Origin of the sequence: Marinicellulosiphila megalodicopiae, from assembly GCF_045862395.1 — a bacterium.
Taxonomy (GTDB): Bacteria; Pseudomonadota; Gammaproteobacteria; order Pseudomonadales; family Natronospirillaceae; genus Marinicellulosiphila; species Marinicellulosiphila megalodicopiae.
On sequence record NZ_AP023087.1, the window covers coordinates 983,175 to 1,002,765 of the forward strand.

The 19,591-nt window shown below is 35.3% G+C and carries 16 protein-coding genes; 11 read left to right on the forward strand and 5 right to left on the reverse strand.

Annotated elements, in window-relative coordinates:
* Positions 1–170: 170 nt before the first annotated feature.
* The 5 genes from TYM08_RS04100 to TYM08_RS04120 all read right to left on the reverse strand — a co-directional run bounded on the left by TYM08_RS04100 (position 171) and on the right by TYM08_RS04120 (position 3,788).
* Positions 171–1,139 carry an IS30 family transposase gene (locus tag TYM08_RS04100; protein ID WP_422381700.1) on the reverse strand — a complete coding sequence of 323 codons (969 nt, stop codon included), beginning with the start codon at positions 1,137–1,139 and terminating at the stop codon, positions 171–173.
* 69 nt (positions 1,140–1,208) lie between these two features.
* Complete coding sequence (locus TYM08_RS04105; protein ID WP_422381701.1) at positions 1,209–1,598, reverse strand: GNAT family N-acetyltransferase; 390 nt, start codon at positions 1,596–1,598, stop codon at positions 1,209–1,211.
* A gap of 74 nt (positions 1,599–1,672) precedes the next feature.
* Positions 1,673–1,873: a hypothetical protein gene (locus tag TYM08_RS04110; protein ID WP_422381702.1), complete on the reverse strand. Its 201-nt coding sequence runs from the start codon at positions 1,871–1,873 to the stop codon at positions 1,673–1,675.
* A gap of 928 nt (positions 1,874–2,801) precedes the next feature.
* The gene (locus TYM08_RS04115; protein ID WP_422381703.1) at positions 2,802–3,557 is read right to left on the reverse strand and encodes a transposase; all 756 of its coding nucleotides are present in this window, start codon (positions 3,555–3,557) and stop codon (positions 2,802–2,804) included.
* 72 nt (positions 3,558–3,629) lie between these two features.
* Positions 3,630–3,788, reverse strand: a complete 159-nt coding sequence (locus TYM08_RS04120) for a hypothetical protein (protein ID WP_422381704.1) — start codon at positions 3,786–3,788, stop codon at positions 3,630–3,632.
* Positions 3,789–4,922: 1,134 nt separating this feature from the next.
* On the opposite strand from TYM08_RS04120, the gene TYM08_RS04125 reads away from it, so the two are divergent.
* From TYM08_RS04125 to TYM08_RS04175, 11 genes are all read left to right on the forward strand, one after another.
* A complete protein-coding gene (locus tag TYM08_RS04125) occupies positions 4,923–6,287 on the forward strand; it encodes a CmpA/NrtA family ABC transporter substrate-binding protein (RefSeq protein WP_422381705.1) in 1,365 nt (454 codons plus the stop codon).
* 190 nt (positions 6,288–6,477) lie between these two features.
* A complete protein-coding gene (locus TYM08_RS04130) occupies positions 6,478–7,476 on the forward strand; it encodes an ABC transporter permease (protein WP_422381706.1) in 999 nt (332 codons plus the stop codon).
* A 130-nt stretch (positions 7,477–7,606) separates the two neighbouring features.
* Positions 7,607–8,362: an ABC transporter ATP-binding protein gene (locus tag TYM08_RS04135; protein ID WP_422382810.1), complete on the forward strand. Its 756-nt coding sequence runs from the start codon at positions 7,607–7,609 to the stop codon at positions 8,360–8,362.
* 25 nt (positions 8,363–8,387) lie between these two features.
* A complete protein-coding gene (locus tag TYM08_RS04140; RefSeq protein WP_422381707.1) occupies positions 8,388–9,719 on the forward strand; it encodes an NAD(P)/FAD-dependent oxidoreductase in 1,332 nt (443 codons plus the stop codon).
* On the forward strand, positions 9,719–10,708 hold the full coding sequence (locus tag TYM08_RS04145) for an FAD-binding oxidoreductase (protein ID WP_422381708.1): 990 nt from the start codon (positions 9,719–9,721) through the stop codon (positions 10,706–10,708). Before TYM08_RS04140 ends, TYM08_RS04145 begins: the two co-directional genes overlap by 1 nt.
* Positions 10,698–11,612 (forward strand): hypothetical protein, encoded by a 915-nt coding sequence (locus tag TYM08_RS04150; RefSeq protein ID WP_422381709.1) that lies wholly within the window; start codon positions 10,698–10,700, stop codon positions 11,610–11,612. The genes TYM08_RS04145 and TYM08_RS04150 overlap by 11 nt, the downstream gene beginning before the upstream one ends.
* 2 nt (positions 11,613–11,614) lie before the next feature.
* Positions 11,615–12,448, forward strand: a complete 834-nt coding sequence (locus TYM08_RS04155; RefSeq protein WP_422381710.1) for an HAD-IIB family hydrolase — start codon at positions 11,615–11,617, stop codon at positions 12,446–12,448.
* Between the two features lie 12 nt (positions 12,449–12,460).
* Positions 12,461–13,687, forward strand: a complete 1,227-nt coding sequence (locus tag TYM08_RS04160) for a glycosyl transferase (RefSeq protein WP_422381711.1) — start codon at positions 12,461–12,463, stop codon at positions 13,685–13,687.
* 65 nt (positions 13,688–13,752) lie between these two features.
* Positions 13,753–15,516 carry a sugar phosphorylase gene (locus tag TYM08_RS04165; protein WP_422381712.1) on the forward strand — a complete coding sequence of 588 codons (1,764 nt, stop codon included), beginning with the start codon at positions 13,753–13,755 and terminating at the stop codon, positions 15,514–15,516.
* A gap of 158 nt (positions 15,517–15,674) precedes the next feature.
* Positions 15,675–17,945, forward strand: coding sequence for a hypothetical protein (locus TYM08_RS04170; protein WP_422381713.1), 2,271 nt, complete (start codon positions 15,675–15,677; stop codon positions 17,943–17,945).
* Positions 17,946–18,162: 217 nt separating this feature from the next.
* Positions 18,163–19,563, forward strand: a complete 1,401-nt coding sequence (locus TYM08_RS04175; protein ID WP_422381714.1) for an HDOD domain-containing protein — start codon at positions 18,163–18,165, stop codon at positions 19,561–19,563.
* Positions 19,564–19,591: the final 28 nt, after the last annotated feature.

The following is a 19,591-nucleotide window of genomic DNA, read 5'->3' on the forward strand; positions in this document are numbered from 1 at the left end:
AACCAAAGAATAGTCAGTGAAAATAATTTCACTGACTATTAAGCTTTAATATCAGTTCAATAACGAGTTAAGCATTGATATTATCGCTTTGATTAAGTGAGTACATATTTAAATCATCACGTAACTCCCAGCCTTTATTTCGCGGATTCAAATCCGAAGTGCATCAAAATCTATGCAGCGAATGCTGCTTGATATTCATGCATTAAATCATATGGCGTTTCATAATTCAGTATTTTTCTTGGCCTTGTATTTATTTTTTTAATCGCACAATCTACCTCTTGCTGCTTAACAGTTTTAAAGTCAGTGAATTTTGGAAAATACTGGCGAATTAATCCATTTGTATTTTCATTCAACCCTCTTTCCCAGGAACTATATGGGTGCGCAAAATAAATTTCTGCGTTAAGTGCTTTACTAATTTCTTCATGTCCAGAAAACTCTTTTCCATTATCTGCTGTAATCGTGTGAACAAGGTCTTTGTAAGGTTCTAGTAGCCTAATTGTTGCCGCTGTTACATCTTTTGTACTTTTGCTTTTTACCTGTGCAGCGACTGTAAATTTTGTTTTACGCTCAACAATAGTAACTAATGCACCACTGTGTCCTTTTCCTATTATGGTATCAATCTCCCAGTCACCCACGCGGGATTTTAAATCAACAATGGATGGCCGATCATCAATACTGATTCGGTTTTTAATATGTCCACGTGTTGATTTTCCATTACGGCGTTTATCATATTTTTTTCCAACTCGACGAAGGTGTGTGTATAAATCACCACCTGCACGCTTATCTTTCCAAATATGAATATAGATGCTTTCGTGGCTGATGAGTGTCGCCTCATCTTTAAGAAGCCAATTTGAGATTTGTTCAGGGCTCCAATCCAATCTAATTTTAGTCTCTATAGTTAAGATCAATTCTTTAGTCATCTTTGTTGGTTTACAAGCATTTTTCCTTCGATTATCAGTCAATATCTGTGCTTGTTTGTACCGATAACCGCGTTCGCCTGTGTTGCGTTTAAGCTCTCGACTAATTGTGGATTGATTGACATTAATAATTTCTGCAATTTTTCTTTGTGAAAAATCACTTTTAATTAATGCGTAGATCTGGCATCTTTGTTCATAGGTTAGCTGTGGGTTTATACTCATAATCACTTCATCTCTTGCCGGAGAAAAAGATTATGAGCTTACCTTCAGCTGACCTCTTTTTCTACCTTGTTAGATGATGCACTTCGGATTTGAATCCGCGTTTTGCCAAAAAGCATTAGCTAAAGAATTACTTTTAAATACAAAAATATGAGTTTTTTGAATGCCTAGCTGCAAAAGTGAATCGATACAACTATTCAATAACTGTTCACCAAAGCCTTGGTTTCGATACTTAGGTAACACAAGTAAATGCTGTAAATAACCCCGTCTACCATCATGACCGCACATCACACAGCCAATAATCTTATCATCAATAACTTTAACAAAATTTAAAAGTGGATTACGTTCTAAATAAACCTGAGTACTCTCAAAAGAATCCGCTTCTCTTACAGTTACTCCAGGTGTGTTTGAAAATAGCTCAATTACTAACCCATGGTCGTGTATGGTCATTTCTCTTATCATAATTGTTCTTTTTAATTTTGTATGTGTGACTATGGATGGAGGGATAAAGACTTAAAACAAGGTGTTTTTAGTAATTATCTGGCAAGTTCAGTGAAAAATAAAGCTGTAAATATTAATGTGGCAATGGTGCCGCCCCATTTTAATACTGGCTGTAATTTACTCCACCATTCTTTTTTATCATCAGGTGTATTCATAGGAATTATTTCCCACCCAATTAAAGCAACGGCTAATGACACGCCGATATCAATTAATAAACTTAAACTATCTGCATTCATGGAGTACCTTACTTATAATTAATGGATCTTTTTGTGTGATACTGTACGAAGGGAAATATAAAAAAGCAAAGTGTTTTTATCGGATTTAATATGCTTATTTATTAGGTTTGTTTTGCAAGAGATATAACTAAGATATACCAAGACACACTGAATAAGCAACAAAACGTCACAAAACTAGGATGGCGAAATAACCGTATTAAACAATTATTTAAAAATGATTAATTAATTCAAAAAAATAATATTTAAGAAGGAGAATTATGCCAATTTTCAGAAAGAAACTCGTATCTTTAGAGGCCACACCATATTACCATCTGATAAGCCGCTGCTGTAGGCGATGCTACATTTTGGGTCTGGATTCGGTTACGAAAAAGGATTATTCACATAGGCAAGAATGGATTGAAAATCGTTTAGAGGAGTTGCCAACAATCTTTAATATAAAAATAGAATCGTATGCGATTATGTTAAATCAATAAAATATCTGGAATATTTTTTCATGAGCAAAGCGAACCTGAAGGGGGTAGACAGGATCTCTTAAGTATTTCCATTTAGTTGTATTTGTAGATCTTGATGCTTCTAAAAACCTGAGCGATCTTCAGGTAATCGAACGCTGGCATAAGGTTTACAAAGGCACAGTGTTAACTCAAAAATACGTTAAAGGTGAGCTTTTATCAGGAACAACAAGGAACAACAAGCAAGGAACAACAAGGACAGGCAACTAAATAAAAACCAATGACATCTAAAAATAAATAAGGCACATATTTTAGAAAATATGATGCCTTAACAAATTAATTTGTTAAAAAATAGATCACACAGAGGGAATTGCTACAATTATCGAGCATTGCTCAAATCGAAGGCGCAGGGAATTCAATCAAAATTTATTGATTCGAATAAAAGCTAATAAAATATGTATGAATAATAAAAAAGGAAGCTAAAGCCCAAGAACACTTAATGATTTCACCCAGCCACAAGCTCGCTTGAGTCCAAATTTAGAAAAATGCTGATCGATACTGGATGCTTTGCCAATTAAGTTAGCAAAGCTATTGTTGATATTCAGTGACGCATTTAAAAACAACGTTTCGGACAAATCGAGTCGAGTTAATATGTCGGGTAATTCACTATCGATTTTTCCTTTTTTACTTTCTGCACATTGTTTTCCTGTCCAGTCTACTAATTCTAAATACGCCTTAGTTGAAATTTGAATGTGGGTTTTACAGTGTTTTGAAAGAGGTAATAAATCATTCGGTTGATCTTTTACTAGATTAGAATGGTTTGATTTTTTAAAGCACTCACTTCTTTTTTTGATTGATGTATATTCAGATTCTTCAGGTGTTTTAGTCATTTGAGCGCGCACAGGATTTAAATCTACATAAACCATGGCGGCTAATAATCCTTCATCGTCTAAAATCGCTTTTGATTTATATCGACCCTCCCAAAATTTGCCTGTGCAGTTATCTTCAATATTTGAGAGTCTAGAAATCGGCTCATTAATATTTTTCATAAACCAACCAATATTAATCAATCGATTACGCCAAATTTCAACGGTTTCGGCTAGCAAAATACTTTCTTGTGGGTTGAGTTTAGAGCCATCTAAAAACGCTCTAGATATCATCGTACCCGTATACAATTGATGCCAGCGCTTGATTACCTCGGCAGCAGACCAAGACTCAGCCTGTTTAACGTTCACGCTAATCACCAAATGATAATGGTTATTCATGATTGCATATGAGGCGATATCAATTGCAAATATGCTGGGAAGTTACAATAAAATATCTTCAACCCATGCACGGCGATGCTCAAAATCTTGGTTGGTATACTCATCTTTACCGCACAGAAATGCGCGACGCACGCAACGGCAGGTAATTAAGTATTTTGTAGTAGCAGTATAATTTACTAGGCGTTTTCTCGCTTTTGTCATGTTGATTCCTAATTGATTAATCAAATGACAACAAATTCAATCCATTTGAATTATGTTGTCTTTATATTTATAAAATGATAGATCGATTGTGAGGGTTGTCAAATTATTTTAATTAGCCTGTCCTTTTTAGTTCATATTTTATGTAGGTTCCGGATGTATTCGGAAAAACTAAGCCAATCATTCAAAAAACAAAATTTGTAAAAAAACTCACAATGAATCCCGAGCCTACAGTGTAGAAAATAATCTTTTCTGTAGGTTCCGGATTTATTCGGAAAAACTATCCAGATCATTCAAAAAAAATTTGTTGAAACCCTCGGAATGAATCCCGAGCCTACAGTGTTGAAAATAATCTTTTATGTAGGTTCCGGATTCATTCGGAAAAAAACTAACCCAATGATTCAAAAAACAAAATTTATAAAAACCCTCACAATGAATCCCGAGCCTACAGTGTAAAAAATAATCTTTTATGTAGGTTCCGGATTCATTCGAAAAACTAACCCAATGATTCAAAAAAACAAAATTTGATGTCACTACAATACACTACAGGGAACCAAGGGCCTTTAATCATTTTAATAGAAACAACAGCTGGCGGGTTGTAAGCAATATTCTCAACAATCATTGCACGACCTTCCTTATCAATTACTTCAAGGTATAAATCCTTCTCAATTTTATTTCAATTAATGAATAGGATTTAGGAAATGGATTCCAATTAAGTCTTATTGAAAAGTCTTGAGTGATATCAAAAAGAGACGCTTGTCAGGATTTAAGAGGAGGTGCACTTTTTTAGCGCACCAAAATGAAACTCGATTCATTTTTTTATTGTTTTTAGCGCTTTAAAATTCTAAATAATTAGAAGGTTTTAAAATATTATACGCTATAACCCTTTAAATATGGCTGTTATAGGCTGTTTATAATGTTTTTAATTTAACTTGGCATAGTAAATGCTTTTGTATATGAGATTTGAAAAATTCTACTTTTTTATCAATGGCGATAGAAAGGTCAAAAGCAAAACGAAGTCGTTTTGTAACAAGCAAAGACGCTTATTCGTTACTTCTTAATTGAAGTGGGCGAATAGGCGTTTTTTTTTGGCTAAAAAAAGCCATCAATTAAAAAATTAAATAACGAGGAAATACCATGAAGTGGTTAAAACCGATACAAACAGTTTTATTAGGTGCAGCAGTGAGTGTGTCATTCAATGCAAATGCAGAATTAGGATACCCAGAAAAAGAGGAGCTAACATTTGGTTTTATTAAACTGACCGATATGGCTCCAATTGCCATTGCCTATGAAAATGGATACTTTGAAGAAGAGGGTTTGTATGTGACGATTGAGGCGCAAGCTAACTGGAAAGTATTGCTAGATGGTGTGATCGATGGTCGTTTAGATGGTGCACATATGTTAGCAGGACAGCCAATTGCTGCAACGATGGGTTATGGTACGAAAGCTAATATTATTACGCCGTTTTCAATGGATTTAAACGGTAATGCAATTACAGTATCTAATGATATTTGGGCACAAATGTTACCAAATATTCCTAAGCAAGCAGACGGAAAACCGGTTCATCCTATTAAGGCAGATTCATTAAAACCGGTTATTGAAAAATATAAAGATGAAGGAAAGCCATTTAATATGGGTATGGTATTTCCTGTATCCACACATAACTACGAGTTACGTTATTGGTTAGCAGCAGGTGGAATTCACCCTGGTTTTTATGCGCCACATAATGGTGATACTTCAGGAAAAATTAGTGCAGATGCATTTTTATCTGTCACACCACCGCCACAAATGCCTGCCACTTTAGAAGCTGGAACTATTTATGGTTACTGCGTGGGAGAACCTTGGAATCAGCAAGCTGTATTTAAAGGTATCGGTGTTCCAGTTGTTACGGATTACGAAATCTGGAAAAACAATCCAGAAAAAGTTTTCGGAATCACAGAAGAGTTTGCTGAAAAATACCCAAATACAACGATTCGTTTAACACGTGCATTAATTCGTGCGGCAATGTGGTTGGATGCTGAAAATAATAAAAATCGCCCAGCGGCTGTTAAAATTTTATCGCAATCAAATTACGTGGGTGCAGATTACGAAGTGATTGCAAATTCAATGACAGGCACATTTGAATATGAAAAAGGTGATAAGCGTTCAGTACCTGATTTCAATGTGTTTTTCCGTTATAACGCAACTTACCCATATTATTCTGATGCAGTTTGGTACTTAACTCAAATGCGTCGTTGGGGGCAAATATCTGAAGATAAGTCTGATCAATGGTACGACGATTTAGCAAAACAAGTGTACCGTCCTGATCTATATGAGTTAGCTGCACAATCTTTAATAGATGAAGGGTTAGCAAAAGCATCTGAATTTCCTGATTTTAAAACTGAAGATGGTTACCGTGACCCTCAAAAACATTTCATTGATGACATTGTTTATGATGGTAAAACTCCTAACGCTTACATCAATAAATTCAGTATTGGTTTAAAACAAGGGGACAAACTTTAAATAAAAATGACACTTATTAATTAATAGAAGAATTAATGGAAGCATTAATAATAAGTGTCAAAGGCTTTAAGCAGTAGCGTTTAACCTGCCCGGAAAAATGCTGCTGCTTTATTTATAAGATGTAAATCGAATCTTAATTACTAGAAATGTACTGGAAATAACGATTCAAATAAGAGGTTAGATATTTATCATGACAACTGAAACAATAATTGAGACACCTAAAAAGCAAAGAATTGCTGATTGGTTTAAAGCGTTAGATCGTAATACACCGTCAATTATTAAAGCTATTTTAGCGCCATGTATTGGAATATTAATTTTTTTATTGGTTTGGTCTGCTGCGGCATCCAATATCAATACGTCCTTGGGGAAATTTCCAGGGCCTAGTGCTGTAATGGAACAATTCAGTTCATTATATGAAGAGCATAAAACTGAACGCCAAAAAGAAGACGCATTTATGGTGCGCCAAGAAACGAGAAATAATGAACGGTTAGCAAAAGATCCAAGTTATGAGATAAAAACAAGAAGTTACCCTGGTAAAGAAACATTTATTGATCAAATATTTACAAGTTTAATTACCGTTATGAGTGGTTTTTTAGTTGGGGCTATTATCGCTGTGCCTCTAGGTATTGCAATCGGACTGAACAAATTTATAAGAAATGGTGTGGATCCAATTATTCAAGTATTTAAACCAGTATCACCGCTGGCATGGCTGCCATTGGTAACCATTGTAGTGAGCGCATTGTATGTAAGTGATGATCCGATGTTTGCAAAATCATTTATTGTTTCGATGATTACAGTGACATTATGCTGTATTTGGCCAATGGTCATTAACACAGCTGTGGGTGTTTCAAGTATTGATCAAGATTTAGTGAATGTCAGTAAAGTATTGCGTTTACCTGCTTTAAAACACGTTCAAAAAATAGTATTACCTGCCTCCATTCCAATGATTTTTACGGGTATGCGTTTATCTTTGGGTATTGCTTGGATGGTGTTAATTGCCGCAGAAATGTTGGCGCAAAACCCAGGGCTTGGAAAGTTTGTTTGGGATGAATTCCAAAATGGCAGCTCAAATTCATTGGCAAGAATCATGACAGCAGTATTTGTTATTGGGTTTATAGGCTTTTTACTTGACCGCGCAATGCTTCAACTTCAACGCTTTTTCTCTTGGGATAAAAGTACAGCAAACTAATTAGGTGAATCTTATGAATGATATTTTAAGCACGACTCCAAGCACGACTCCAAGCACGACTCCAAGCACGACTCCAAGCACTACCCCAAATAAAGTAAGTGATATTATTTTAGATATCAGTGATATCGATATGACTTTTCCAACACCCAATGGTGATTTTACAGCGTTAAAAGATGTTTCATTAAAATTAAAAAAAGGAGAGTTCGTTTCATTAATTGGACACTCAGGTTGTGGTAAATCAACCGTGTTAAATGTGGTTGCCGGACTTTATCAAGCGACAAAAGGAGGTGTGATTTTAAATGGTAAAGAAGTTACAGAGCCAGGTCCTGAGCGTGCTGTTGTGTTTCAAAATCATTCATTGCTACCATGGCTAAGTGCTTTTCAAAATGTTGAATTAGCCGTTGATCAGGTTTTTGGTAAAGAGAAATCAAAAGCAGAAAAAAAGGAATGGATTGAACATAATTTAAAATTAGTACATATGGATCATGCCATGCACAAACGTCCGGATGAAATATCCGGCGGTATGAAGCAGCGAGTGGGTATTGCAAGAGCCTTAGCTATGCAGCCTGATATTCTATTAATGGATGAACCATTTGGTGCACTTGATGCGTTAACCCGTGCTCATATGCAAGACTCGTTAATGGAAATTCAAGCTGAATTAAATAATACAGTAATTATGATTACTCATGATGTAGATGAAGCTGTTTTATTATCTGACCGTATTGTGATGATGACAAATGGGCCTGCTGCTACTATTGGTGAAATTTTACATGTGGATTTAGAGAGACCAAGAAGCCGTTTAGAATTAGCAAGCGATCCACATTACAATCAATTAAGAGCAGAAGTATTACGTTTCTTATATGAAAAACAACGTAAAGTTGCTTAATGATTTTTAAACAATAGGCAGCTAAATGAGCGAGCATCCGTTATCAACTTATCATGTGTTAAAGGAAGAAAAAGCTGATTATATTAAAAAAATAATTGTAATTGGTGCTGGCCCAGTAGGCATAAAATTTTGTTGTGAGTTATTGCAACGATCAGATAAATATGACATTCATATTTTTTCAAATGAGCCGTTTGAACCTTATAATCGAACCAAATTATCGTCTTGGTTAGCCGGTCAAACTTCACGAGAATCAATTGAAATTGATATGTCTGATCTTTTAAATTATTCACGTTTTAAATTAAGTCATATAAAAATTGAAAAAATCGATAAGAGAAATAATCAAGTTATTGATATTTTAGGCGACACTCATAAATATGATCACTTAGTAATTGCCACAGGTGCAAGGACTCATGTGCCAAATATTTCAGGGGTTAATCTTTGTGGGGTTTATACGTTTCGAAATTTAAAAGATGCTGAACATTTATTTTCACGAATCGCTCGATCGCGACATATAGTGGTAGCAGGTGGTGGCATGCTAGGAATTGAAACCGCAAAATCTCTTACTAAATTTAATACTAAAATTACTCTAATCCAACAGGGTTCGCACCTAATGAATCATCATTTGGATGAGTATGCTGCCAACTTACTGAGAAATGAACTACAAAAATGTAATATTGATGTCATTGTTTGCTCGGGAGTGAGAGAAATTATTGGCTCTGAGTATGTTGAGAGTGTTCGTTTATTTGGTAATAAAATAATCCGCTGCGATACCGTCATTTTATGTACAGGGATTAAACCCAATATTGAATTAGCTAGGAATGCAAATTTAGGTGTAGGTAAAGGCATTATTGTGAATGATCAATTAATAGCTTCAAATCAATCGATTTTTGCCATTGGTGAATGCAGTGAGCATCGAGGAAAAGTTTACTCAGTTGTTCATCCAGGTTATGAACAAGCAATGGTTGCAGCTAATTCAATCATTACAGGAAAAACTAATTATCGAGGTTCATTTGTTGTGAATAAGATAAATGTAATCGATCAAAACATTTTTAGTTTTGGCCAGGTAACCAATATTGAAAAAAATCCATTAATTAAAGTTTTAATATTTAAAAATAAAAACGTATATCGAAAAATAGTATTAAAAAGAAATAATATTATTGGTGTGATTGGATATGGTCAGTGGGAAGGTGAGCATCAGGTAAAAAAAAGTTTTACCAAACAGAAAAAACTCAGTTTTTGGCAGCAGTTAAAATTTAAGTTGTATGGCGATATTAATCCTTCAAAAATATCTGCCAATAATGCTGGAAATTTAAAAAGTGGTTTGCCTACACAAAAAATTGAAAATAAGGAGCGTTAATGACAATCATACATTATCAAAATTTAGATGTTGAACTGAAAATAGGGGAAACTTTATTAGATGGGTTATTGCGAAATGGTTTTGATGTACCATGTGGGTGCAAGGCAGGAAAATGCCAAAGTTGCTTAGTCAGTGTTAAATCAACAAACGACTCATTAAAAAGCTCACAGTATGGCGTTAATGATACACAAAAATCCCTAGGCTATGTGTTAAGTTGTCAATTTAAACCATTATCTAATACAACAATTACTCCTGTAAGTGCAAATGGAAAGCAAATTGAAGCGATCGTTATCGATAAAGTATTTCTAAATGACAATGTGGTGCGCATTCGTTTAAAAGCCCCATTTGAATACATAACAGGTCAATACGTGACACTCTATAAAAACGCTCAAATCGCGCGTTCATATTCAATCGTCAGTCACCCCATTTACCATGATTTTATTGAGTTGCATATTCGAATATTAAAAAACGGAGTATTCAGTCAATGGATTAAAAACGATGTATGGGTTGGGCATAAAATTGGTGTACAAGGGCCAATGGGGGATTGTGTGTATAAAAAAGAAAATAGGGATATGTTGTTAATTGCAACAGGAACTGGAATTGCACCAATATATGGCATTGTGCAAGATGCTATTATAAATGGGCATAAAAAAGACATTCAAATAGTGTACGCAGCCATGCGATATAAAGATTTGTATTTAGCGAAAGACTTACAGGTATTATTGAAAAAATATTCAAACATCAAATTGCATTTAATTACTCAATATAGCTCAGGAATAGGGGCGTGCAAGCAAGATGTGTATCAATACGTGCAAGAAAAAATTAAAAATTTATCAGAAAAAAACGTCTATGTATGTGGCGTTGACAGCTTTGTAAAAAAAATGAAAAAGAAATTAATTAGTAATGGTTTGAATCTTGCAAACCTTTCATATGAGAGTTTTTTAAGTTTTGAACCCACTGATGAAGGTAAGAAGCCAGATGTTAAGTAAAGCGGTATGTGAACAATTTATTCAAAAACATAAATTAGACCAAGCTTATATTGATAAAGCGCAAAAACATTACGTCTCTATGATTAAATCGTTTATCAATCAGAAAGAATATAATTCACAATCTGAACCATTAATAATTGGGATAAATGGATGTCAAGGATCTGGTAAGTCTACTATTTCTGATTTTATTGGGGCATATATTGAGGACCAAACGCATTATAAAGCCGTTGTTTTCTCGTTGGATGATTTTTATCTTACACAAGAAATTAGACAAAAAAATGGAAAAAATATTCATCCATTATTGTCTGTACGCGGTGTGCCAGGAACTCATAACGTTGCTTTATTACAGTTTGTGCTTAATCAATTGAAATTTAATCAACCTGTTTCTATTCCTAAATTTAATAAAGCTAAAGATGATGTCGAGCCAAAAGAAAACTGGACGCATATAAAAGATCCTGTTGATTTTATAATAATTGAAGGTTGGTGCTTAGGGGTTGACGCTCAAACGGATTTGGAATTACAAGAACCAATCAATACTTTAGAAAAAAATGAAGACGCCCATAGGTTATGGCGCAACTATGTAAATGATGCGATTAAACAAGATTATCAAATAATTTATGAGTTAATCCAGCATTGGGTAGTTTTAAAAGCACCCAATTTTGATACTGTTTATCGATGGAGAAAAGAGCAGGAAGATAAATTAAGAGTGAAATTAAAAAATGCAAATGATATGGATAAATCCAAAATTATGAATGATGAACAGGTAACAAGATTTATTCAATTTTTTGAACGTTTAACTACCCATGGGTTTAAAACATTACCTAGTATTGCGGATTATTGTTTTGAATTGGATGAAAATCGTGAAATAACAACTGTACAAAAAAATAGACAAACGGTGGTTTAAATATGGCGATAAGTGCAAATCACACTCTAGTATTTACGGATTTGGATGGTACGTTGTTAGATCATGACACGTACAGTTTTTCAGATGCCATTCCAACGCTAGATATTTTAAATAAAAAAAACATACCAATTATTATTAATAGTAGTAAAACCTTTGATGAAATTATTGAAATAAGAGAGCAATTAAAAATAAAAGACCCATTTATAGTTGAAAATGGCGCTGCGATTTTTTTTGAATTGGATTATTTTGATGTGATTCCTGATCACGTCATTGAATATGAAAACCATTACGTATTGGAATTAAGTAAGCCCATTCAATATTGGAATGAGATATTTAAAGACATTGAATTTCAAATAAATACAAAATTGGAGCGTTTTTCAACTATGACGCCACAACGAGTCAGTGAATTAACTGGTTTGAGTTTGATAGAATCATCAAAAGCAAAAAAGCGCTTATATAGTGACCCAATTTATTTTGATGGAGAGGAAAGTGATTTAAAATTTCTATTGGAAATGTTAGAAAATATGGGGTGTCATGTATTAGTTGGTGGTCGATTTATTCATGTGACTAATGGTTGTAATAAAGGTGTGGCTTTAAAAGAAATGGTTAATGTTTTTAAAATTAATAACCAATTAGATTACAGCACGATCGCATTAGGAGACAGTAATAACGATTTGGCGATGTTAGAAATTGCAGATACAAGTATCGTTATTTCAAATAGAAATAAAACTCCTTTAGTTGTGAAAAAGGCAGTAAATACGTTCACCAGTACATTGTTTGGTCCAGCTGGTTGGAATGAAATTCTTGGGCCGATTATTCAAACTGATTATTTATAAGGGATCCATATTATGGCTGATTTTTATCAAAACGGTATTATTACTACGCTACATAATTTATCAAAACGCCCACTTGAAGAAGTAGAAAAAGAGTTAGTTGGATTTTCAGAAAAACGGCCAATGTCGTTAATTTTACCCTCACTTTTTTCAGAGTTAGAAGGCGATGCGTTACCTAATATTGTGAATCATTTAAAAGATGTGCCGTATTTAAATGAAATTGTGATTGGTTTGGATCGAGCAGATCAAGCTCAATACGAACATGCTTTGAAATTCTTTAAAAAATTACCACAACATCATCGAGTACTTTGGAATGATGGACCAAGATTAAAAGCATTGGACGCTAAATTACAAGCACTAGGTGTTGCACCCAAAGAAATGGGTAAAGGCAGAAACGTTTGGTATTGCATGGGATACGTTTTGGCTTCTGGCCGTGGAGAATCAGTTGCACTACACGATTGTGATATCGTCACTTATGATCGTGAATTATTAGCGCGATTGATTTACCCCGTTGCTAATCCAAGATTTAACTATGAATTTTGTAAAGGGTTTTATGCTCGAGTATCCGACGGAAAATTAAATGGACGTGTGTCTCGATTATTAGTCACACCGTTATTACGTTCTTTTAAACGAGTATTAGGTGATCGTCCTTATTTAGAATTTATGGACAGCTTTAGATATGCCTTAGCCGGCGAATTTTCATTTAGACGCGATGTATTACAAGATATTCGTATTCCAAGTGATTGGGGATTAGAAATTGGTGTGTTATCTGAAATGCATCGAAATTATTCTAATAATCGTTTGTGTCAGGTGGATATTGCAGATAATTATGATCATAAACATCAAAAGTTATCGTTAGATGATCAGGCTGCAGGTTTGTCAAAAATGTCCATTGATATCACCAAAGCATTATTTAGAAAACTGGCCACTCAAGGGGAGTGTTTTACGACTGAAACTTTTCGCTCTTTAAAGGCGACGTATTTTAGAATCGCATTAGACTTTATAGAAACCTATAACAATGATGCCATTATGAATGGTTTAAAAATTGATATTCATCAAGAAGAAAAAGCTGTAGAAATGTTTGCACAAAATATCATGACTGCAGGTAAACACTTTTTAGAACACCCAATGGAAACACCATTTATTCCAAGTTGGAGTCGCGTGCAAAGTGCGATGCCTGATGTATTTGAACAGTTATTAGAGGCTGTAGAATTAGATAATCAAGAATTTATGCAAGGCTAATTAGTGTTCACTATTGAAAGCAACTCAATAGTGGATCCCTTCATATAAACAGTAAGGTAAATATTATGAGTATAAAAGATAACTTGTTACAACGGGTCCAACAACAACTTGAATTCATTTACGCTGAAGTTGAGTTAAATATTAGCTATCTTGATTTTTCGAAAATGTTAGTTGAAACCATCACCCAATACTCAGATTTACAACAACCTGAACCTCATAAAAATTTATGGACAGAAAAGGATGCAATTTTAATTACTTATGGAGACAGCATTACTCAATACGATTCGCAGCATAATGTGTTAGAAAAACCATTACATACTTTGCATCGTTTTTTAAATGATTATATTGCGCCGACCATTAATTCTGTACATATTTTGCCTTTTTATCCTTATAGCTCGGATGATGGTTTTTCGGTGATTAATTACGTTAGTGTCAATGAATCTTTAGGAGAATGGTCGGATGTGAATGCCATTGCGAAAGACTATAATTTAATGGCAGATTTAGTGATCAATCACTGCTCATCAAGAAGTTTATGGTATGCCAATTTTAAAAAAGGAAAAGGCATAGGGCATGATTATTTTATGCCTGGGGACCCTAATTGGGACTTAACTCAAGTAGTCAGACCGAGAACTTCAGAATTATTAAAATTAGCCAAAACCAAAAAAGGCGAAAAATTTGTTTGGTGTACGTTTAGTCATGACCAAGTGGATTTGAATTTTCAAAACCCAAATGTATTAAATGAAATGGTTAATATTATTGCGTTTTATATTCGTCAGGGCGTAAAAGTATTTCGTTTGGATGCGGTCGCTTTTTTATGGAAAAAACCAGGAACCAGTTGTATCAATTTAGAAGAAACTCACGAGGCCGTTCGATTATTTAGAACACTCATTGAACATGTTGCGCCAAATGCGATTATTATCACAGAAACAAATATACCTAATCGTGAAAACCTTGCGTATTTTGGTAATGCTAATGAAGCCCATTGTATTTATAATTTTTCGTTGCCACCATTATTAATAAATACATTATTAACCGGTAATAATCGTTATTTAAAACAATGGATGATGAGTATGCCGCCTGCGCAAAATGGCACCTGTTATTTTAATTTTATTGCATCCCATGATGGGGTTGGCTTACGTCCAGCTGAAGGGTTGTTAAGTGATAAAGAAATTAATGAGTTAGTTGGAACCATTCAATCCTTTGGCGGCAGAGTATCATTAAGAACATTACCTGATGGCTCCACGCGTCCATATGAAATGAACATTGCACTGTATGACGCACTACAGGGAACCACCAAAGGCCCTGATAGTTTTAATGAAGCTCGTTTTTTATGTGCTCACGCGATTATGTTTGCAATGGAAGGCATACCAGGGGTTTACATTCATTCAATGATTGCCACGCAAAACGATTACGAAAAAGTGAAGCATACCAATTCAAATCGATCGATCAATCGACATCGCTGGGATGAGTTAGAGCTCATTCAAAAATTAAATGATGACACTCATCATAATCGTATATTTAATGGTATGAGACATTTGTTAAAGGTGCGTACCAAGCAAAAGGCATTTCATCCAAATGCTACACAGTTTACTTTGCATATTAATGAACAGGTGTTTGGTTTCTGGCGACAAAGTATGGATCGCAAACAAAGTATTTTTTGTATTTTTAATATTACAGATGAACTGATTTCATTAACTTTGGCAGAAATTAATTTGGTTGTTACCGACAACTGGTGGGACTTAGTAACGGGAAATGAAATTAACGACACTCAAGAAATAATTGAATTAAAACCTTATCAATGTATGTGGATATCTAATGTGAATTCGTAAATTTCATTTCTTAAATAACGACTGCTTTTTAAAACCCTCTTTTGAGGGTTTTTTGTTATGTGTTTCACCATTACGTCACATTAATAATATAAACGATATACAAAACTACTTTTGGGTAACATAATGTATAAATTATTTAACATATGGGTGGTAGAGTAATGATGAAGTCGACTTTAGTAATCGGATTGGCAGCTGGTTTAATGCTTAGTGCCTGTGATAATGCGCTGTTAACGGGGGAATCCATTGACCAATCTACCAATGGTGCGATTGCAGATAGTACTGGAGATGTAGTGCAAACTCTCACAATGACTCACACGCTATCTAATATCGAAACGAATACTCAAACCAATACCAATACCAATACCAATACCAATTCAACTGAAACTGTGACAACAACAGTGTCTGATACGGCTACGGTTACTGAGTCTGTAGGTCAAACTGACACTGAAACTATGTTTGATACAGCCACGCAAACAAATACAGAATCCCAAACCAGCGATCAAACTGAAACAATTAGTGATACACAAACCCAAACGCAGCAAAATACTGTCACCCAAACCCAAACCCAAACTGAAACTCTCATAGATTCATTTTCGATTACGTTAGATGAGCAAAATGTACTGCTTTGTGATATTGATTCTGTCAAAGAAGATGGAAATAATGCACCAAATGGCTTTGCATTAAATAGTCCAAATGAACAGGGAGCATCGTTTTCATGGGAGTTAACTGTTGAAACAATTCAATCCATAGAGGTTTCAATTGTATTTGCTAATGGCGCGGACACAGATCGCAGTGCTGTTTTAAGTATTGCTGGAATGCAGCAAAATTTGGATTTTGTTACCGATGCAAATTGGACAAATTGGCGCACAGAAGACGTTGTGTTTGATCAGATGATTTCAGCAGGTACTTATACAGTAACATTAACCGCTAATAGCGCGGGTGGTTTGGCAAATATTGATGAAATGATATTCACATCGACTGCATTAATGTCTGCAAGTCAATCCACTTTAGATTGTTCAACCAATACAGATAGTGACACTCAAACCCAAACCCAAACCCAAACCCAAACCCAAACCCAAACCCAAACTGGCCTTGATATTGAAAATGAAGCTGCTTTTCCAGGTGCTTATGGGTTTGGTAAACACGCAACCGGTGGTCGAGGTGGTGATGTGTATGTGGTAACTAACTTAAATGATTCAGGGGCGGGCTCTTTACGAGAAGGGATTAATTCAACGTCAGGTCCTCGAACCATAGTTTTTAATATCTCGGGAACTATCATGTTAGATTCCCCTTTAAATATTAAAAAAGACAACTTAACCATTGCAGGCCAAACTGCGCCAGTGGGTGGTATTACTGTCGCAGGTTATCCAACGCATATTGAGTCGGATAATTTAATTGTGCGGTATATGCGTTTTCGTTGTACCGATTTAAATGCCAAAGCTGCCAATGGTAAACCTTCAAAAGGTAATGGCGACTTAAAAGGTGATAATGCAGATGGTTTAACCGTCACGTTATCTAATAATGTTATATTGGATCATATTACAACTTCATGGAGCATGGATGAGGCGTTTTCTGTGACTTCTTCGCATAATGTCACTGTGCAAAATTCATTTATTTATGAGGCGTTACGCGCTTCTTATCATTCTAAAGTGTTACATGGTTTTGGTTCTTTATTTAGAGCAGGTAATTCCGATTCAACTCGCAATGGTTATTCGGTATTTAGAAATTTATATGCTTACAACGATGGACGAAATCCAGGAGTGGGTTCATATCAATTAGATATTAGTTACCATCTTCAATTTGATTATGTAAATAACGTGGTATATGGCTGGGGATTGCGCAGTGGGGAAATGATTGATGGATCAAAAGGCTCAATGGTTTATGCAAACTACATTAACAACTACGCAATTTCAAATAGCGATGCCACAGAGCCAGATAGTGTATGGGCAGATGGCAAAGATTCAGGATTGATGGTTTATCAACGGGGCAATAAAATTGATGGCAATTTAAACTCAACGTTAGATGGTCAAAATGTTGGGTTTGATATGTTCGGTGGCGTCAGCGCTAATCAAGAGCAAAGCTCAAAATATAATTATCCTGAAATCCCGACTGTAAGTGCTGATGAGGCTTATGAATTAGTTTTGAATGATGCGGGAAGTTCATTGCATCGAGACGCAGCAGATCTTCGTGTTGTTAATCAAATACGCAACCATAGTGGCAATATGGTAAATAGCCAAGATGATGTCGGGGGGCTGCCATACATCGCATCAGTGGTTCGTAATAATGATGCGGACTTTGATGGAATGGATGACAGTTGGGAGTTAGACAATAATTTAGATTCCAATCAAGCAAGTGATCGAAATGATCATGACTTACATGGTTTTTACACCAATTTAGAAATGTACTTACATAGTCTGGTTAATCAATAATCAATATTTAAAAATATGGTTTCCTCTAGCGCTGTATGCCTTGGTATACGGCGTTTTTTTATGGGGGTGGTAAATGTCCCTGTTGTTAAGGGGGGTTGCTAAGGGGGCAGTTATGGGGACTTTTTTGTAAATAAATGTTTCATTATTGTGTTTTCTTTAAGTATTTCTAATTAGCTGGCTACACTGAAACTATAAGTAATATTTAAGGTATGAACTCATGGGTTTAGCTGCTATGAATGATGAATTTGAGACACCAAAGTCAATTGAATCTTTTGTTTCACAACACAGTGTGGATATTGGTCAGGATATTTTTAATACCAATCAATTAATAAAAGCGGAAGTGGTGTTACTTGAAGATAGCGAAGGCACGGTTCAAATGTTTTTTGCATCCAATACGATCTTTGAGCTATCGATTTTGTGTGAGTTAACCGGGCGCTCTCTTGTTCCGATGATGCCTGAAAAAGTTGAAAAGATTAAACATGATTGCGACGTGGGGGAGTTTCCTGCGCTAGATAATTATCTAAATATGCAGACGTTTATCGATCATCGTTTGCTAGACATTGAAGAGCTATATATTTACAACGGCTCGCGACGCCATGTTATGTTGTTAAAAGATAAATCAAAACTGGTCAGTAATGAAAATTCAAAAATTATTGATACCTGTACAGAAATTCGCTCTTTGACTATGGAGTCGGATTTAACTTTATTAGAAGCTGATCATCTTGCGATTCATAATGCGGTTGATAATTTTACATCTAAACGTATCAAACAACGCATTGAAGAGACACTTGAGATCCCTCCTTTACCAGAAACCGCACAAGCGATTATTAACCTTAGAATGGACCCTAATGCTGATGTAAATAAATTGTGTAAGATTGTTGAGACCGACCCAAGTTTGTCGGCGCAGGTAGTCAGCTGGGCTGGCAGTTCTTATTATGCGGCTCCAGGCTCTGTAAAGTCAGTGCAGGATGCCATTGTTAGAGTATTAGGGTTTGAGTTGGTTATGAATTTGTCGCTGGGATTATCCCTTGGTAAAACCTTAGATTTACCTAAAGATGGGCCAGAGGGGGTAACGCCTTATTGGACTCAAGCGGTATATTGCGCTACAGGAATGGGCAGTTTAGCCAGTATTATTCCTAGAGAATTTCGCCCTACCTTTGGTTTGGCGTATTTAAGTGGTTTGTTACATAATTTTGGATATTTGATTTTAGCGCATTCTTTTAAGCCACAATTTATTAATAGTTGCCATTTAATTGATAGCAACCCTCATTTAGAGCCGTTTACTGTTGAGAATCATCTTATGGATGTGAATCGTGAACAAATGGCCTACAGCTTAATGCAATCATGGCGCATGCCTGATGAAGTTTGCATGGCAATAAGGCACCAAAGTGAACCATTATATCGTGGCCCTCATGCAGATTATGCTTATTTGGTATATTTAACCAAGCAAAAGCTGCGTCAACACGGTGTGATTTCAGGTCCAATTTTACCAATTGATTCTTCGGTATATGAATTACTTCATGTGACAGAAGATGAGGTGGATGAAGTGTTTGAAACGCTGTTAGAGTCAAAAGATGAGCTGGATTCTATCGCGCGAGGTTTAGGAGGGGGGTTGTAAGTTCAAATCACATAATTGATATTTATAA

Bases quoted from the DNA above. Each gene is read 5' to 3' on its own strand.
- TYM08_RS04100 (WP_422381700.1), bottom strand. From the start codon at position 1,139: ATGAGTATAAACCCACAGCTAACCTATGAACAAAGATGCCAGATCTAC.
- TYM08_RS04105 (WP_422381701.1), bottom strand. From the start codon at position 1,598: ATGATAAGAGAAATGACCATACACGACCATGGGTTAGTAATTGAGCTA.
- TYM08_RS04110 (WP_422381702.1), bottom strand. From the start codon at position 1,873: ATGAATGCAGATAGTTTAAGTTTATTAATTGATATCGGCGTGTCATTA.
- TYM08_RS04120 (WP_422381704.1), bottom strand. From the start codon at position 3,788: ATGACAAAAGCGAGAAAACGCCTAGTAAATTATACTGCTACTACAAAA.
- TYM08_RS04125 (WP_422381705.1), top strand. From the start codon at position 4,923: ATGAAGTGGTTAAAACCGATACAAACAGTTTTATTAGGTGCAGCAGTG.
- TYM08_RS04130 (WP_422381706.1), top strand. From the start codon at position 6,478: ATGACAACTGAAACAATAATTGAGACACCTAAAAAGCAAAGAATTGCT.
- TYM08_RS04135 (WP_422382810.1), top strand. From the start codon at position 7,607: ATGACTTTTCCAACACCCAATGGTGATTTTACAGCGTTAAAAGATGTT.
- TYM08_RS04140 (WP_422381707.1), top strand. From the start codon at position 8,388: ATGAGCGAGCATCCGTTATCAACTTATCATGTGTTAAAGGAAGAAAAA.
- TYM08_RS04145 (WP_422381708.1), top strand. From the start codon at position 9,719: ATGACAATCATACATTATCAAAATTTAGATGTTGAACTGAAAATAGGG.
- TYM08_RS04150 (WP_422381709.1), top strand. From the start codon at position 10,698: ATGTTAAGTAAAGCGGTATGTGAACAATTTATTCAAAAACATAAATTA.
- TYM08_RS04155 (WP_422381710.1), top strand. From the start codon at position 11,615: ATGGCGATAAGTGCAAATCACACTCTAGTATTTACGGATTTGGATGGT.
- TYM08_RS04160 (WP_422381711.1), top strand. From the start codon at position 12,461: ATGGCTGATTTTTATCAAAACGGTATTATTACTACGCTACATAATTTA.
- TYM08_RS04165 (WP_422381712.1), top strand. From the start codon at position 13,753: ATGAGTATAAAAGATAACTTGTTACAACGGGTCCAACAACAACTTGAA.
- TYM08_RS04170 (WP_422381713.1), top strand. From the start codon at position 15,675: ATGATGAAGTCGACTTTAGTAATCGGATTGGCAGCTGGTTTAATGCTT.
- TYM08_RS04175 (WP_422381714.1), top strand. From the start codon at position 18,163: ATGGGTTTAGCTGCTATGAATGATGAATTTGAGACACCAAAGTCAATT.